Annotated in this window: 17 protein-coding genes and 1 other annotated feature (1 of these 18 running past the window's edge); of the genes, 12 read left to right on the forward strand and 5 right to left on the reverse strand. The window is 29.5% G+C overall.

The window, feature by feature from the left end; genetic code table 11:
* The 3 genes from I6U51_RS22465 to I6U51_RS22475 form a co-directional block, all read left to right on the forward strand.
* Window positions 1–235 (forward strand): glycine radical domain-containing protein (locus I6U51_RS22465; protein WP_281396538.1); only part of this gene is annotated, 235 nt, incomplete at its 5' end.
* A 228-nt stretch (window positions 236–463) separates the two neighbouring features.
* A complete protein-coding gene (gene pflA / locus I6U51_RS22470; protein WP_211144792.1) occupies window positions 464–1,180 on the forward strand; it encodes a pyruvate formate-lyase-activating protein in 717 nt (238 codons plus the stop codon).
* 595 nt (window positions 1,181–1,775) lie between these two features.
* Window positions 1,776–3,779, forward strand: coding sequence for a fructose-1,6-bisphosphatase (locus tag I6U51_RS22475; protein WP_211144793.1), 2,004 nt, complete (start codon window positions 1,776–1,778; stop codon window positions 3,777–3,779).
* A 103-nt stretch (window positions 3,780–3,882) separates the two neighbouring features.
* Here I6U51_RS22475 and glyA read toward each other — a convergent pair whose 3' ends face one another.
* Window positions 3,883–5,118, reverse strand: coding sequence for a serine hydroxymethyltransferase (gene glyA, locus I6U51_RS22480; protein WP_211144794.1), 1,236 nt, complete (start codon window positions 5,116–5,118; stop codon window positions 3,883–3,885).
* Window positions 5,119–5,405: 287 nt separating this feature from the next.
* On the opposite strand from glyA, the gene I6U51_RS22485 reads away from it, so the two are divergent.
* The 3 genes from I6U51_RS22485 to I6U51_RS22495 all read left to right on the forward strand — a co-directional run bounded on the left by I6U51_RS22485 (window position 5,406) and on the right by I6U51_RS22495 (window position 8,378).
* Window positions 5,406–6,467: an AI-2E family transporter gene (locus I6U51_RS22485; protein WP_246517626.1), complete on the forward strand. Its 1,062-nt coding sequence runs from the start codon at window positions 5,406–5,408 to the stop codon at window positions 6,465–6,467.
* Window positions 6,468–6,600: 133 nt separating this feature from the next.
* Complete coding sequence (locus I6U51_RS22490) at window positions 6,601–7,164, forward strand: NUDIX hydrolase (RefSeq protein ID WP_211144795.1); 564 nt, start codon at window positions 6,601–6,603, stop codon at window positions 7,162–7,164.
* 95 nt (window positions 7,165–7,259) lie between these two features.
* Window positions 7,260–8,378 (forward strand): acyltransferase, encoded by a 1,119-nt coding sequence (locus I6U51_RS22495; RefSeq protein ID WP_211144796.1) that lies wholly within the window; start codon window positions 7,260–7,262, stop codon window positions 8,376–8,378.
* 105 nt (window positions 8,379–8,483) lie between these two features.
* Here I6U51_RS22495 and cls read toward each other — a convergent pair whose 3' ends face one another.
* On the reverse strand, window positions 8,484–9,908 hold the full coding sequence (gene cls, locus I6U51_RS22500) for a cardiolipin synthase (RefSeq protein ID WP_211144797.1): 1,425 nt from the start codon (window positions 9,906–9,908) through the stop codon (window positions 8,484–8,486).
* A gap of 443 nt (window positions 9,909–10,351) precedes the next feature.
* Here cls and I6U51_RS22505 point away from each other — a divergent pair, with 443 nt between their 5' ends.
* Entirely contained in the window at window positions 10,352–10,801 is a 450-nt protein-coding gene (locus I6U51_RS22505) for an OsmC family protein (RefSeq protein ID WP_211144798.1), read from the forward strand.
* Window positions 10,802–10,925: 124 nt separating this feature from the next.
* Window positions 10,926–12,479, forward strand: a complete 1,554-nt coding sequence (locus I6U51_RS22510) for a cell wall-binding repeat-containing protein (protein WP_211144799.1) — start codon at window positions 10,926–10,928, stop codon at window positions 12,477–12,479.
* A gap of 85 nt (window positions 12,480–12,564) precedes the next feature.
* On the opposite strand, the gene I6U51_RS22515 is transcribed toward I6U51_RS22510, so the two are convergent.
* Window positions 12,565–13,488 carry a DMT family transporter gene (locus I6U51_RS22515; protein WP_211144800.1) on the reverse strand — a complete coding sequence of 308 codons (924 nt, stop codon included), beginning with the start codon at window positions 13,486–13,488 and terminating at the stop codon, window positions 12,565–12,567.
* 211 nt (window positions 13,489–13,699) lie between these two features.
* On the opposite strand from I6U51_RS22515, the gene I6U51_RS22520 reads away from it, so the two are divergent.
* From I6U51_RS22520 to I6U51_RS22530, 3 genes are all read left to right on the forward strand, one after another.
* Window positions 13,700–14,095, forward strand: a complete 396-nt coding sequence (locus tag I6U51_RS22520) for an HNH endonuclease (RefSeq protein WP_211144801.1) — start codon at window positions 13,700–13,702, stop codon at window positions 14,093–14,095.
* Between the two features lie 315 nt (window positions 14,096–14,410).
* Complete coding sequence (locus I6U51_RS22525; protein WP_211144802.1) at window positions 14,411–14,599, forward strand: hypothetical protein; 189 nt, start codon at window positions 14,411–14,413, stop codon at window positions 14,597–14,599.
* A gap of 254 nt (window positions 14,600–14,853) precedes the next feature.
* Window positions 14,854–15,276, forward strand: coding sequence for a CBS domain-containing protein (locus tag I6U51_RS22530; protein WP_211144803.1), 423 nt, complete (start codon window positions 14,854–14,856; stop codon window positions 15,274–15,276).
* A 68-nt stretch (window positions 15,277–15,344) separates the two neighbouring features.
* Here I6U51_RS22530 and I6U51_RS22535 read toward each other — a convergent pair whose 3' ends face one another.
* Window positions 15,345–15,533 (reverse strand): hypothetical protein, encoded by a 189-nt coding sequence (locus tag I6U51_RS22535; protein WP_211144804.1) that lies wholly within the window; start codon window positions 15,531–15,533, stop codon window positions 15,345–15,347.
* A 61-nt stretch (window positions 15,534–15,594) separates the two neighbouring features.
* Window positions 15,595–15,720: a hypothetical protein gene (locus I6U51_RS25225; RefSeq protein WP_281396546.1), complete on the reverse strand. Its 126-nt coding sequence runs from the start codon at window positions 15,718–15,720 to the stop codon at window positions 15,595–15,597.
* Between the two features lie 182 nt (window positions 15,721–15,902).
* Between I6U51_RS25225 and I6U51_RS22540 the strand changes: the two genes are divergently transcribed.
* Window positions 15,903–16,580 (forward strand): hypothetical protein, encoded by a 678-nt coding sequence (locus I6U51_RS22540; protein ID WP_246517627.1) that lies wholly within the window; start codon window positions 15,903–15,905, stop codon window positions 16,578–16,580.
* Window positions 16,581–16,624: 44 nt separating this feature from the next.
* Window positions 16,625–16,748 (forward strand) — a binding site (T-box leader) (it continues 134 nt past the right edge of the window).

Below are 16,748 nucleotides of genomic sequence, written 5' to 3' on the forward strand. Positions count from 1 at the left end.
TGAAGAAAGCAGAATAAATAACCTTGTAAACTTAATGGATGGATACTTTGCACAAAGTGCATTCCACTTAAATGTAAATGTACTTAGAAGAGAAACTTTAGTAGATGCTATGGAAAATCCAGAGAAGTACCCAACTTTAACAATAAGAGTTTCAGGATATGCTGTTCACTTCAACAGATTAACTAAAGAACAACAAAAAGAAGTTATAAGCAGAACATTCCATGAAAAAATGTAATAAATAACACTATTATTCTAGATAGAGCTGTTATAAAAGGAAAGGAGCTTAAAAAAGGCTCCTTACCTTCCCCCTATTAGTATAGTATAATAAGGTAAGTAAATGTTAAAGATAGTCCTAATGTTATCCAATCCCTATAATTGAATATATAATTAAAATGACCCGTTGTTTTAATAACAACGGGTATATTTGCAAATAATACTTATAAATAAAAAGGTGGAGATAAATATGACAATGGGAAGAATTCATTCCTTTGAAAGTATGGGGTTAGTTGATGGGCCAGGAATCAGATGCATAGTATTTATGCAGGGGTGTGTATTAAGATGTGCATATTGTCATAATCCTGATACATGGGCTTTTGGACAAGGAAACGAGATGACACCTCAGGAAGTACTTAAAAAGTTAATTAGATTTAAACCCTACTTTAAAAATGATGGTGGTGTTACTTTTTCAGGTGGAGAACCACTTATGCAGCCAGAGTTTCTTATAGAAACATTAAAATTATGTAAAGAAGCTGGAATTCATACAGTTATTGATACAGCAGGATACGGAATACCAAAATATTATGATGAAATATTAAAATATACAGATTTAGTTCTTCTTGATATTAAGCATGTAGATGACGATGGCTATAGGAATCTTGTAGGGCAGAGCAAAAATGGCTTTGATGAGTTTTTGGCTGCAGTGCAGAAAGCTAATACTAAGCTATGGATAAGACATGTGGTTGTACCAGGTTTAACAGATTCTGAAGAACATATAAAAAAGCTGGCAAAGATAATAAAAAACATAAACAACGTAGAAAAAATAGAGCTTCTTCCATATCATACACTAGGAGTAGATAAGTACACTAAGTTAGGATTAGAATATAAGCTAGAAGATGTAGACTCTATGGACATGGAAGACATTGAAAAACTAGAAAAAGTATTAAAAGAAGAATTAAGATAATATTTGTCATAGAAATATAAGTAATAAAAAGTTTCCAGTATAATCAACTGGAAACTTTTTTATAGACAAAAATAATTCCAATGCAACCTTTAAAAAAGAAAAATCAAGTGCTTAAAAAGTCGCATTAGAATATTAATAACTCTGAGAAAAAACATAATATATTTTAGGGGGAGAGTCCTAAAATAAATGGATTAAAGTTAGTGAAAACAACAATAACTTAATCATATATTAATTATAACATAACAAAGTAGAAAATCAATAATTGTTTGAGAATATTTGGAAAATTAAAATAATGGCATAAATTACTATTAGAATTTTTCAGTAAGTCTGTTTTATTAATATATAATTATTTTGTGCAAAAATAAAAGAGTATTCTATGCTGTATTATACAAAAAATGGATAAATCTTTAATAAAATTGAGAAACAAGCTTAAAGGTTGAGTTTTATAATTGAAAATGGAAATTGTTTTATTATGCACAAATATGTTATACTAATTATATAATAGATATTATAATACATATCATTCGCCGAAAAAAAGTAATATAGTATATCATTAATACTAAATACATCAATATTTTAAAGGAGAAAGATTAAGATGATTTTCTATGATGAAAACAACTTAGATATAATAGAAAAAGATTTAAGATATATTCAATTATTGGCCAAGCAATATCCTACAATATCAAGTGCAAGTACAGAAATAATAAATTTACAAGCTATTTTAAATTTACCTAAGGGAACGGAACATTTTATAAGCGACGTACATGGAGAAAATGAATCTTTCACACATATGCTGAAAAATGCCTCAGGAGTGATTAAAAGAAAAATAGATGATGTTTTTGGAAATTCTTTAAGGGAGGAGCAAAAAGCAGCCCTTGCTACACTGATTTATTACCCAGAGCAGAAATTGGATCTGATTAGACAAACGGAGAATAATTTAGAGGATTGGTATAAGATAACTCTTTATCAACTTATAGAGTTGTGTAAGAATGTATGCTCAAAATATACACGTTCTAAGGTTAGAAAAGCTCTTCCTGAGAATTTTGAGTATATAATTGAGGAATTACTTCATGAGCAGGATGATAGAGTTGATAAACAAGCATATTATAATGGAATTATAAAAACTATAATAGATATAGATCGCTCAGCAGACTTTATTATAGCTATAGCCAGTGTAATCCAAAGGCTTGTTGTTGATAGGCTTCATATTATTGGTGACATTTACGACAGAGGACCTGGTGCGGATATAATTATGGATGCTTTAATGAAACACCATTCTGTGGATATTCAGTGGGGCAATCATGATCTTTTATGGATGGGAGCAGCTGCGGGATGTGAAGCTTGTATATGCAATGTGCTTAGAATATCATTACGATATGCAAATTTGAGAACTATAGAAGATGGTTATGGAATTAACTTATTGCCATTAGCTACTTTTGCTATGGAATTTTATGGTGAAGATGAATGTAAAGGTTTTGTTCCCAAAACATTAGATAAGAATATCAGTGCAGGAGAGATGGATCTACTTGCTAAAATGCATAAAGCTATATCCATTCTTCAGTTTAAAGTTGAAGGTCATATTATAAAAAGACACCCAGAATTTCAAATGGATGATAGACTTGTTTTAGATCATATAGATATAGAAAAAGGAGAAATTAATTTATATGATAAAACTTATAAACTAAATGATACAAGCTTCCCAACTATTGAATGGGATGATCCTTATAAACTTAGTGATAGGGAAGTAGATTTGTTGGGAAAACTAACAAGATCATTTATCAACAGTGAAAAGCTTCAAAGACATATTAAGTTTCTGTATAGTAAAGGAAGTATGTATTTAATATATAACTCTAATGTTTTATTCCATGGATGTATTCCGTTAAATGAGGATGGAAGCTTTAAAGAAGTTAAAATAGGAACTATAAAATACAGTGGTAAGGACTTACTAGATAGAATAGATCGTGTGGCTAGAGATTCATATTTCTTTAAAGAGGATATACAAGGGAAAAAATATGGAATGGATATGATGTGGTATTTATGGTGTGGTCCAGATTCGCCAGTATTCGGTAAGGCTAGAATGACTACTTTCGAAAGATATTTTATTGATGATAAATGTACACATCGTGAACAAAAAGATTACTACTACAAATACAGAGATAACGATCAAGTATGCAAAAATATATTAGCTGAATTTAACCTTGATCCCAAGACTTCACACATTATTAATGGTCATATCCCTGTAAAAACAAAAGAAGGAGAAAGTCCAATAAAAGCTAATGGAAGACTCCTTGTAATTGATGGAGGTTTCTGCAAAGCTTATCAACCGGAGACTGGAATTGCAGGATATACTTTGATTTATAATTCATATGGGCTGTTACTTACTTCCCATGAGCCTTTTGCAGCTATTAAAAATGCGGTAAAAGAAGATAAGGATATAATTTCATCAACAATGATATTGGAGCATGTAGTAAGTAGAAAAAGAGTAGCAGACACAGATGTAGGTAAAGATTTAACAGAGCAGATAGCAGACTTGGAAAAGCTTCTTATTGCCTATAGAAAGGGCTTAATCAAAGAAGGAAGTAAAGAAAATATAGTATAAAAAAACAAATTTAACAAAGAACAGATGGGAAATATGACCTCTGTTCTTAATTTTTATAAAAATAAAAACATCAGCACTAGATGGCTGATGTTTGGTTTAATATTTATTTATAAACAGGATACTTATTACATAATTCTATTACCTCTGTTTTTATTTTTGATAAATTAGTATCCCTATTTTCTATAGCATAGTTTATAAAGTATGCTATTTTCTTCATTTCTTCTTCTTTAAAGCCTCTTGTAGTTACTGACGGAGTACCTAGCCTTATACCACTTGTAACAAAAGGACTTAATTTTTCGAATGGTACAGTATTCTTATTTACAGTGATACTTATGCTATCTAAGAGTTTTTCTGCATCTTTTCCTGTGATATTCTTATTTGTTAAGTCTACTAAAACTAAATGATTATCTGTACCACCAGATACTAATCTAAATCCATATTTCAAAAGCTCCTCTGCTAGAACACTACAATTTTTGACTACTTGATCTATATACTCAGTATATTCATTTGTCAATGCTTCGCCAAAACATACTGCCTTTGCAGCAATAATATGCATTAAAGGACCACTTTGAACTCCAGGAAAAACAGACTTGTCTACGTCTTTTGCATATTTTTCCTTACATATAATGGCTCCACCTCTTGGACCTCTTAAGGTTTTATGAGTTGTAGTTGTTACAAAATCAGCATATGGTACAGGTGACATATGTTTTCCAGCAGCAATAATTCCAGCTATGTGAGCCATGTCTACCATCATATAGGCATTGACTTCATCACAAATTTCCTTTATTCTTTTAAAATCTATCTCTCTAGGATAGGCGCTGGCTCCAGAAACTATCATTTTAGGTTTGTGTTTTAATGCGAGCTCTCTTAATTCATCATAATCTATTCTTTCTGTCTCCCTGTTTACTCCGTAAGAAACAAAATTATAAAGCTTTCCTGAAAAGCTAGCATTACTTCCATGGGTTAGATGCCCGCCGTGATTTAGATCCATACCAAGCACTGTATCTCCTGGTTGAAGAACAGCCATATACACAGCCATGTTCGCCTGAGATCCTGAGTGTGGTTGTACATTTACATACTCAGCATTAAATAGCTTTTTCATTCTGTCTCTAGCTAAATCTTCTACTACATCGACAACATTGCATCCCCCATAATATCTTTTCCCAGGTAATCCCTCTGCGTACTTATTTGTTAAAAAAGACCCCATAGCTTCCATAACGGATTTACTTGCAAAGTTTTCTGAAGCAATAAGCTCTATTCCTTCCTCTTGTCTTGACTTTTCTTGATCAATAGCTGCAAATATTTTTTCATCTGTATTTCTTAGATTTTCAAAATTCACTTTTGTAGCCCCCTTTTACTTTTTATGATTCTATTTATGAATTGCCCCATAGTAGGATTATAAATTAATTTTCGAAAATTATCAAGTTAATTAAAAATGATAGATTTTATTATAAATATTTTAAAAAGATGTACTTATATTTATTACATTGTAATTAATTATATTTACTTAACATAAATAGCTTCTTACAAGCAGATTCTATAACAAAATGTTATAGATCATATAAAATATAGAATAAATACATTTAAACATAACCAAAATAATATTACTTAAATGATTCCAGTTTAATGTTGGAGGGGATAAATATTATTAAGAATAGATTGGTTACTACTCTTATAACTATAAACCTAACATTACTTTCGATTATACTTTTAGGAAAGATTAATTTTATTCATAAACTTGCAGCTGCATTAACTAAAGCTTGTTTGATTCCATTATTTGTTTCTTCTCTTTTATTTTATATAATCAGACCTCTTAATAATAACTTTATTAAGAAAGGTATTAGTAGGGGAAAATCAAGTTTAATTACTCTTAGTATATTTATTTTTACATTATGCGGGATTTTATCGTATTTTAGTAAATATGCTTACTATCAATTCGATCAGATAGTTAAGCAACTTATGACTATTATTAACGATGGAAATCAAATTGATGGTTTTGTAAATTGGATTAATCAATTTATTAATATTAATGAGATATATACTCTATTAGCAGGTGTAGTTAAAATATATATTATTAAAATAGGCAAAAGTTTTAAAACTATTTTAGGTTATTTTATGAACACCTTCTCGGTGGTATTTCTTATATTAGTTATATTATTTTATATGTTGAAAGATGGAGATAAGTTTAAAAATAAAATAGTTTCTCTTGTACCTAAAAAATATAAAAAACTCTCGGATGAAATACTATCTGAGAGCGATTCTATACTTAGTCATTATGTCAGTGGTCAGGCAAAAGTAGCACTTGCCCTAAGTTTGATGATATTTTTAGGATACAAGATTATTGGAATGCCAAGTGCGCTACTACTCTCTACGATAACTTTTATTCTTGCGTTTATACCTTTTGTAGGCTTTTTTATTTCAATGATAATTCCTGTAGTTATTGCTCTCAGTATAGGGTGGAGGCTGGTTTTGAAGCTTGTATTGGTATTCATTATTGTACAGACCTTGAAAGGAAGGGTTGTAGTACCAACAATAATGGCTAAAAGTATGAATATACATCCTCTAACAGATATCTTTCTAGTAATAGTAGCAATAGCTGTAGGAGGACCTTTTACAGCCTTTGCTGTAGTACCTGTATATGCGATTTTAAAAAATCTATGTATGACACTAAAATTATTTGATAGGTAATACATAAATAATGTGTTAATAGTTAACTTAAATATTCTTTAAATGTAAAAAATGGTGTATAATCACATTGGGCTTTAATATAGACAAGCAGCTTTGAAAAAGAGTTGATATTATTACGAAAGGGAGAAAAATTATGAGCTGGATTGATTTAATAAAAACATATAAACCCTATAATGAACAAGAGAAAAAAGATAAAGAAATAATTTTGCATTGCATAAATACATTTGATGATGTATTAACTAGAAATAATGAGATTATGCATATAACAAGTTCTGCATTTATATTAAACAAAGCAAAAGATAAAACATTGATGATACACCATAATATATATAATTCATGGTCATGGACAGGAGGGCATGCAGATGGAGCAGAAAATTTATTAGCTGTTGCCATTAAAGAGGCGAGAGAGGAAACTGGAGTAAAAAGTGTTCGACCTATTATTCCAGATATATTCTCATTGGACATACTACCTGTACTGGGGCATGTGAAAAATGGTAAATATGTATCAGCACATTTACATTTGTCTGTTGCTTACCTAGTTGAGGTCGATGAAGATGAATTACTTATTGTTAAATCCGATGAAAATAGTGATATTAAATGGATTCAAATAGAAAAAATAAATGAATATAGCAATGAACCTCACATGCAGAAGTTATATGATAAATTAATATTAAAAATTAAGGAATCAAATATTTAAGAGAAACTAGCCAGAAAGTTAACTTTCGGTCTAGTACGTCTATATTATCAAAAATAATTACAATATATTTAGACTTACAAAAAGGAGCGGCGTTTATGAATAAAACAAGACTAAAAGAAATTGACATTTTGAGAGCTACTGCATTTATTTTTGTTGTGGCACAACATACGGTGGGAGGGTTTTCTAATGTTGAAGGCATTAATTTTTTTGATTACACAATATTAAAGTTTTTATATGTTATGGCTAAAACAGCAGTTCCAATCTTTCTTTTTATAAGTGGGCTATCTCTTTTTTATGTTTACTCAGATAAATTTGATTGGAAAAAATATTATATTAAAAGACTGGAATATATTTTTATACCTTATATAATATGGTCAGCAATTAATATGGTTAAACTTGGAAATACAGAGAGATTTAAGGATTTTATAGTACAAGTTATAGCAGGTAATGGTGGATTTCACTTATGGTATATGGGGATGATCGTGAGATTATACTTATTTTTTCCAATAATACTTTTTGTAGCAAAAAAAGTTCATTTAATGGGCACTAAAGTTAGAAAAGCAGTTTTTATAGGATTAGTTGTTCTATATTATTTTATATCAAAGTATCAAAATAGTATAGCTGATAATATTAGTTTTCTTATATTTAGAAATCCATCTGAAATACAGCATAGAATTGTAAACATATCTATACTATTCTGGTTTTTATATTTTGTCTTAGGAATTTATTTTGCTTTAAATTATAGTTATTTTAAAAAGAAAGTTTTAGAGTATAAAGGTATAATACTAATAGGTTATTTTTTACTGTTTATATATGCCTATTTAAATGAAGTAAACATTGTAGGATTTGTTAGGGTACTATCTTTATTATACCCAGTATTTTCGATATTGGCCTTTTATATAATATGTGTCTTTTTATCAGATAAAAAGAGAATTTATAATGTAATGAACTTTATAGGTAAATACTCTTTTGTGTCTTATATGGCACATATTATAGTCATAAATTATGTTGTAAATGAAATCAGAATCAACTTGTATATCAAAGATTACTTAGTTTTAGGAGTTCTAGCGTGGATTATAACGGTAATAATAACACCAGTTTTATTCAGTATAGTTAGTTATATTCCATACTCACAATATATAACTGGCGTTAAGAGTAAAAGTATATTGAATATAAGGAAGCTCTTCAACAATGAATACAAGGAAGCTGCTTAATAATTTCGATTTCACCTCTTTACTATGAATGGTCACTAAATAAATTTTAAAAATAAAAAACTTTGAATACCGCCCTAACTTGCGATATTCAAAGTTTTTGTTCCATTATAATAGTGATGAAAATACTCTGCAAAAGGCTTCAAATGCCTTGACCAACGGCGAAAGATTATTAAAATAGTTTTCAGTTATACGCTTACTTACTTTTAAATCTTGAAAAAATAGATTTTCAAGCTGTTCGGTAATCTCTTCATCATAAATTACAGCATTTATTTCATAGTTTAGTACATAGCTTCTAATATCCATATTTGCGGTGCCGATAGTGCATATTTTGCCGTCAACAGAGGTTGTTTTTGCGTGTATAAAACCCTTGGGGTTATAGAAGTGAACCGCTACTCCAGTTTTGATTAAGTCTTCAAGATAAGTTCTTGAGGCAAAATAAACTAAAATATGATCATACCTTGCTGGAAAAAGTATATGAACATCAACTCCGCTTAGTACAGCAATTTTTAATGAATTAATTATACTTTCACTAGGAATAAAATAAGGAGTTGTTATATAAATGTGATCTTTTGCCATATTTATCATTTTTATAACAGCCTGCTCTATGGCAGGAAACTCTGAGTCAGGACCACTTTTTACAAGCTGCATTAACTTATCTTCTCCACCTTCTGTTTCAGGAAAAAACTCATCAAAGTCATCTCCGTAGTAAAAAAATTCTTCGTTGGCTTCTTTTATAGTAGCAAAGTCGTCTAAAAATACTGCTTGAAGACCATATACAAAGTCTCCTTTAACCATAATATGCGTGTCTCGCCAGTAACCGAATTTACTGCGACCTACATATTCATCACCTATATTTATTCCGCCTATAAAGCCAACCTTCCCATCAATTACAACTATTTTTCTATGATTGCGATAATTAATTTGAGTATTAATTTTCCTAAGGATTGGAGCTAAAAAGTAAGAGTATTGTACTATGTCTACTCCTACAGCTTTTAATTCCTTAATATAATTTTTACTTAGCCTTATACATCCGACTCTATCCAGTATTAATCTGATTTTAACTCCTTCTAGAGATTTTTTTATCAGTATGTCCTTTATTTGATTACCAATTTCATCACTTTTTACTATATAGTATTCCATATGAATATGACTTTTAGCTTTCAGTAATTCCTCTTTTAATGCTTCAAACTTTTCGATACCATCCTTATAAATTTTAATGCTATTACTGTTAAAAAGAGGAGACTCACTATTTTTCGATAATAATTCTATCAAAGGAGCATAGGTATGATCTTTTATACCTTTCATCGCTTCATATATTAATCTTTCAATATTTATTCTTGTTTCATCATGAAGCTTATGTTTTTTCCAGTTACGTCCCAAAAAAATATATAAAAATAATCCTATTGGTGGAACTAATATAAAAACTAGCAGCCAGGCTATAGTTTTTTCGGGATTTTTCCTTTCTAGCACTATTACAAATATAGATATAATGGCATTAAAGGCAATTATCCAGTATAAAGCTGACTTCATGTTGCGTTACACCTCCCATTATAAGAATGTTTATAACTTACAGCTAAAAAATGTGCTTCATTAGGATATAATAAAAATAATACTCTTATTATCGAAGGAAATAAAGGATTTTATAGTGAAACATAGAATATTTTATATTTATAGAATACACCTATGATAATAAATTTAAACATAATTATTTGAGAGGATGAAGAATTATGGAATTTGATAAAATAATATATTATGGCTCAACACCGTTTTTTGTACTACTATTTATATTTTTAGTTATTCTTCTTGTTAAACAAATAAAGAAGAATAGATAAGTTAGCCTAGTTTCTATTAGCATCTTTTAATTTAAGATGCTATTTTTTATTTTTGTTTCTTATTCTTTCAAAAGGAATAGACTATAACTTTAAAACACAAAATAAGTTGTAATATAAAATATTAAGGAAGTGATTAATAGTATGTCAATGACAACTGTAAAAACAACAACTAGAAAATTTGAGCAAGGTAATGCTGTAAGATGTGAATGTAATGGATTTAGTATTATACTAGAACCAACTTCAACAACACAAGGCGCAAACGCTAATATGAATCCTATGGAAGCAGTTCTTTGCGCATTAGGTGGCTGTGAAGCACTTGTTTCGATGAATTATGCTAAAAGTAATAATATCAATTTAAAGGATGTTTATGTTGAGATTGAAGGGAACTTAGATTCAGATGGTATGTTAGTACAAAATGTTAAGCCAGGTTTTAATAATATAAAATGTAATGTATATCTGGATACTGATGCAAACGATCAGCAAGTCAAAGCATTAACAGATTTCATAAAAAACAAGGGACCAGTAGTAGATACCATTAAAAATCCAGTTCAATTAGATATAAAAAGTGTGGTAAGAGCATCAGTGAAATAGATTGAATATTATGATTTTATTGCAGGGAAGTATTAAATTTTAACACCTTCCTGCATTTTCATAATGTACATTTTAACTCTTTATGTTACAATTCTATTAATAAGGTTACAAGGGGGACAAATGAATGAAAAAAATAGTTAGTTTAGTTGCAGCTGCTGCTATTACATTAGGAATTTCAAATGTAGCATTTGCAAAAGATGGGTTCAATGTTAGTAGATTGTATGGAGCTGATAGATATAAAACATCTATTAGTATTTCAAACAACTTCAACAGTGGAACAGTTCAAAATATTATAATTGCAAGTGGGAAGGATTTTCCGGATGCTTTAGCTGGAAGTGTGCTTTCTAAAAAACTAAATGCGCCAATAGTGTTAGCTGGTGGAACTGTAAATGATAGCGCAGATAGCATACAGTACATAAAAGACCATTTGGATAAGAATGGAACTATATATTTATTAGGTGGAACAGCATCTATTAGCAATGAATTCGTGGACTATATGAAGAATCAAGGCTATAATAACTTTGTTAGATTAGGTGGAAAAGACAGATTTGATACTAATAAGTATATTGTAAACTCAATGAATGTAGAAAAGGGAACTCCTGTAGTTATAGCAAATGCTTATGGATTTGCTGATGCATTAAGTGTTTCAAGTATTGCAGCACAAAAAGGATATCCTATAATAATGACTTCAACATCAAGCTTATCTGATGAAGCTAAAGATATGATTAAAAATATTGAGCCTAGCCAAGTATATATAATAGGTGGTTATGCTTCAGTTGGAGATAATGTTGTAAATCAAATAAAAGGTATGCTTCCATCATTATCAAATGATAAGATAATAAAATTAGCAGGACAGGATAGATATGAGACTTCATTAAGTGTGTGTAAACACTTTAACTTAGATACTGGTACAGCTGTAATTGCAAATGGAGAGAATTTCCCAGATGCATTATCAGGTAGTGCATTAGCATCAAAGCTTAATGCTCCAATAGTACTTGTTGATGGACAAGATATAACTAAACAAAAGGACTATATATATGGAGGCAATTTTAAAAATATAGTTCTACTTGGAGGATATGGTTCAGTAGATTTTCCAGTTGAGTATTTATTAAAAGGTTCAGAATATATAACTCAAGAAGAAAGAGATTATATAAATAAACTAACAGAATACTGTGACAGTTATAAAACTGAGAGTACAAAGGCTGAAAGTTATTTCCAAGATGTTATGAATAAGGTTACATCAGAAGATATGTTAGCAGGTTTTGAAAATCCTGATACAATGATGAGCACATTAGATAAGTTTATTGAACTATATAAAGGTTGTAGCTCTGCTATGGACACTTACAAGCAAAATTTAGTTAGTTTAAGAGATAAAGCTTCTAGTCTTCAAGCGCCAAATGGAATTGAAGCTCTTAAACAATCCTATATAAACAATATAAACCTTGATATACAGTCTGCAGATAAAGCTAGTACTTTATTAAACTCTTATGTGAATGCCTTTAGCTCCTTTAGAGATGCTGTTAACTCCGGTGACGAAAGCAAAATTGAAGAAGCTGTTAGAAACTTACAAAGCGTTGGATCAAGCAGTCTTGAAGAACTTAATAGCTTAAAGGGTGGAGATCAAGGTATTAATGCATTGAAAGAAAAGTTAGTAAAGATAAAATCTAATATGGATTAATAATAAATGACAGGTTTGCACAAACCTGTCATTTATTATAATTGTATAAAAGTTTTATTCGATGTATACCTAAAAATAATAGTTCCTAGACTTTATCTATTTCAGGTATAACTTCAACATCTTTCTTTTCTTTATTGCCTAAAAAGGTTGAGAGCAAAATAAATGCTCCTCCTATGATTTGAAGTAAGGTTAAGCTTTCCTTCAAAAATATAGTGCTAAAAATAACAGCAGAAATTGGATCTATATAGCTTACTACGGCCACTGTCTGAGCTTTTACATCTTTTATTGCAGAGAAATACACAACATAAGGTATTCCTGTATGAACTATTCCCACAATCAATATAAAAATTGCTGTTTTCATGCTAGATATATGAAGGTTATTTCTATAGAATATAATAGGCAGGAGAAGTAATGCTGCAGTGGAAATTTGGATAACTGTCATTTCATATCCAGATAGACCTTTAATATATTTATTCAGTAAAACCACTGAAGCATAGAATATAGCTGCAATAAGTCCAAATATAACACCTTTAGTATGGTTAAATGCAATATTTGCAGTTGTTGCTTGATTACTCATTATTAAAAAAAGACCGGCCATAGCGCCTATAACAGCGAATAATTTTGACTTAGTGAACTTTTCTTTTAGTACAAAAGGAGATAGTAGTATTACAAATACAGGAGCACAATAGTAGCTTAAAGTAGCATTAGATACGGTAGTATATTTATAGGATTGAAAAAGAAATATCCAGTTTAATCCCATAGCTATGCCTGAAGCGATAAGAAAACAAATATTTTTCTTTCTATCCTTCCTTTGGTTTTCATCTAATTCTATTTTTTTATTATTTTCTTTGCCAAATTTAAGTACTGCACCATATAATATAAGTACTGCACTAGCTATAATTGCCCGTAAAAAAACTGTCTCCATTGAAGGTAAGTCGATGTTTTTTACAAAGAGCCCTACACTTCCCCATATAATCATAGAAATAATAATTTTAAACAATGAATTCAAGAATAAAACCCCCCATAGAACGTTAGTTAAACATACAATGATATTCGTTATAGAATATCATAGCAATAGTTGTAAGTTAATTCAATGACAATTTAAAATATTATAAATTAAACAATTTTCATAATTTTTAACAAGTGTAATCATAATAAAGCTATGATATAATTATAATATAAATGTGAATTAATTTAATCTATTAGTGGGAGGGGAAAATTTGCTTAAATGTGAAGTCTGTGGTAAGCAAGCGGATAAACACCATATAGTGTATAGAAGCCAAGGAGGCGTGGATTTCCCGCTTAACTTTAAATATCTTTGTTCTGAACACCATAGGGGGAAGAACGGACCGCATAAAAGCAGAAGGCTTGATTTAGAATACAAACTCGAATTGCAGCAAAGGTTAAATGATTTATTATATAGAGACTATTATAAAATAGATGAGTTAGTAAATCTTCTTCAAATAAATAAGGGTATGTTGAAGAGGCTTTTAAAAGATTATAGGGTATATAAAGAAGGGTATAAAAAGACAGATATAATATATAGACTAATGGGTAGAAAAGTATACACAGAAGACATGTTAGAAGAATATTATGATTTTATAGCAAACTTTTAAGTTTTATCTATTAGTATCAAATTAAACTTATGAAACGAAATTGGTTATCTAGTATTTTAAAGCATAAAATATACAGATGAAAAATGACAAGTGATAAAATTATAAAAGTCACTTGTCATTTTCTATAATCTGTGGTAAATATAGATTATCAACGAATTAATTTTCTTAATAATTTGTAAATTGAAATAAAATAAAAATAAAATTTTATTTCAATTCACTATATCGTATATTTTTAGAATAACTAGGCGTATTAGGTCTCAAACTGAAAACTCTAGATATGTTTCTAAAAGTTTATGGGAGAAGGGGGCAACAAAAATGAGAGAGGACATATTGATGCTTTTAAGTTTGGAAGAAATTGAGAACACGATTAAAGGTTTAAAAATAGCATTGGAACACATTGATAAGAATAAAGTGGACATAGATGAAAATATGGAAGAACGTATAACTGACATGTTAAGAAAACTTCTATATGTTAAAACTGAATACTCAAATAAAGTTGACTAGAATTATTAATTAAATGCCTTACAGTATGGTAACTTCAATTGTAAGGCATTTAGCTTAAATTTTACAGCTGTATAGAAAGATTTATATGAGGCAAAATATAGCTGTAGTACTTAAAAGGATTAGGAGGATTAAAATCAGATTATATAAAGGGGTATATTAAAAGTTATAAATATGTAAAAATGTAAGTTTATTGACGCTTTACATAAAATATTATTGTAAAATATACATATAATTAATAAAGGAATGTGAAGAATATGAATATAGCATTTTTTCTTACACCGAAGAGTGACGTAGTTTATGCAACTTTAAGTACAACGATGGGACAAGTGTTAGAACTGATGGAAAAAGAAAGATATACGGCGATCCCAATTATTGATGATAAGGGTAAATATGTAGGGACTTTAACAGAAGGAGATTTACTTTGGAAGCTAAAAAATACTCCTGGATTAAATTTTAATAATGCATACGATGTGATGCTTAGGGAAGTACCAAGACGTAGGTGTAATAAGTCTGTTTTTATTGATTCAAACATAGAAGACCTATTAAGGCTTTCAGTAAATCAAAATTTTGTTCCAGTGGTGGATGACAATAGAACTTTCATAGGGATAATAAAAAGAAGTGAGATCATTAATTATTTTTATGATACTTTATTTAATAAAGATAAGAGTATAGTATAGGTATGAACTAAAGTCCCTCTAGTTTTGTCCAGAGGCAATATGCACAAGACAAAACTAGAGGGATGGTTTTAAAAGTGTGAACCGTTATCATTATTACGCATAACTCTTCCCTTTGCCTGGTAAATAGAGTCATTACCGTGGTCCATATATCCAGTTGTTGAATCTAAACTATTTTCATTATGATCTTTCATAGATTGTGCTATGGAATTTAGGATACTATTTGAACTATCTTTTTTAAATACCTTTTTCTTACTCATAAATTCATCTCACCTTTATAATTTTATTTAATAAATAAATCTTTTAATTCATATTAAAAGATTACTTTGCTGAAAATTTTCCTGATAGTCCCGGTGTTTCTTTAGCAACTCTTCGTGTTTCTTGATTTTTATTTTTGTGCTTATATTCCTTGTCTTTTGTAAATACCTCAGCTTTTTTCTTAACCATTTATAACTCCCCTTTCAGAGTTTATTTTCTCCCTGTGTGGCATGTTTTATTCTATTTATAACAATTCATTGATTTAGGAAAAATTCAATTATTTGCAGCAAAGGGAATGATTTAATAGAAAACTTTTGTTACAGACGGAACATAATAAGTATATCTATAAGTTGGCATCTGGAGGTGATTTTTTGTATCCAAGTATAGCAGACATATTAAAAATAAATGACACAAGTATATTAATTTCAAGAATGAATCATCAATCGAATATAGTAATAGGTGTGCCACATCATACTCCAGTAGGGACTTTTATGATGCCCTGTGAGGAACATATATATGGAGATCAAAACACAGGGTATGTTGGATATAACATAGCAGAAAGCTTAAATTGCAACTTTTTATGTGCATGTAATTATTTTATAGACCCAAATAAAAAGAAGAACAATAATTATAGTGATTATTACGTGGCATTAGAGAAATGTAATCCAAAATATTTGGTTGAAATTCATGGTCATGGAGTAGAACATTGTGGCAATGATATTGAAATATCTTCAGGAAGTAAAGAAGATGAGTTTTATGCAATAAAGTTAAAAGATGAAATAAGAAGAATTATTGGTGCTCAATTAGAAGAAGATGAGAATAATAAGGATTTACGAAATCTTGAAAAAATAAATATAAATGCAGACTTTAATAAAATATACTACAAGGCCAGCAAGTCAGCAACAATAATTGATAAAAGATGGATTAGCTACCATATAGAGCTTCCACTTATATTAAGAATAGAGGATAATAGTGGGAATTTACCAAGGACAGGTTTGGAATTTGTTAGCATATTATGCAAATCGATAAAAAATGTTTGTTTATATTGACAATAATAGATTAACAGTATTATAATGTTATTAAATTAATAAATGGCAATCCTTTGACGAGGAAGAGTAGCTATTATGTTTAATCACAGAGAGCTGAGGGTGGTGGGATCTCAGTATGAAAACAAATAGTGAATGGACCTTAGAGGAGTAAATCGAAATTCAAGATTC

The sequence above is a fragment of the Clostridium aciditolerans genome (assembly GCF_016316925.1).
Lineage (GTDB): Bacteria > Bacillota > Clostridia > Clostridiales > Clostridiaceae > Clostridium_AM > Clostridium_AM aciditolerans.

What these genes read in the sequence shown, in the direction of transcription:
- pflA (WP_211144792.1), top strand. Translation starts at nt 464, where the DNA reads ATGACAATGGGAAGAATTCATTCCTTTGAAAGTATGGGGTTAGTTGAT.
- I6U51_RS22475 (WP_211144793.1), top strand. Translation starts at nt 1,776, where the DNA reads ATGATTTTCTATGATGAAAACAACTTAGATATAATAGAAAAAGATTTA.
- I6U51_RS22485 (WP_246517626.1), top strand. Translation starts at nt 5,406, where the DNA reads ATGTTGGAGGGGATAAATATTATTAAGAATAGATTGGTTACTACTCTT.
- I6U51_RS22490 (WP_211144795.1), top strand. Translation starts at nt 6,601, where the DNA reads ATGAGCTGGATTGATTTAATAAAAACATATAAACCCTATAATGAACAA.
- I6U51_RS22495 (WP_211144796.1), top strand. Translation starts at nt 7,260, where the DNA reads ATGAATAAAACAAGACTAAAAGAAATTGACATTTTGAGAGCTACTGCA.
- cls (WP_211144797.1), bottom strand. Translation starts at nt 9,908, where the DNA reads ATGAAGTCAGCTTTATACTGGATAATTGCCTTTAATGCCATTATATCT.
- I6U51_RS22505 (WP_211144798.1), top strand. Translation starts at nt 10,352, where the DNA reads ATGTCAATGACAACTGTAAAAACAACAACTAGAAAATTTGAGCAAGGT.
- I6U51_RS22510 (WP_211144799.1), top strand. Translation starts at nt 10,926, where the DNA reads ATGAAAAAAATAGTTAGTTTAGTTGCAGCTGCTGCTATTACATTAGGA.
- I6U51_RS22525 (WP_211144802.1), top strand. Translation starts at nt 14,411, where the DNA reads ATGAGAGAGGACATATTGATGCTTTTAAGTTTGGAAGAAATTGAGAAC.
- I6U51_RS22530 (WP_211144803.1), top strand. Translation starts at nt 14,854, where the DNA reads ATGAATATAGCATTTTTTCTTACACCGAAGAGTGACGTAGTTTATGCA.
- I6U51_RS22535 (WP_211144804.1), bottom strand. Translation starts at nt 15,533, where the DNA reads ATGAGTAAGAAAAAGGTATTTAAAAAAGATAGTTCAAATAGTATCCTA.
- I6U51_RS25225 (WP_281396546.1), bottom strand. Translation starts at nt 15,720, where the DNA reads ATGGTTAAGAAAAAAGCTGAGGTATTTACAAAAGACAAGGAATATAAG.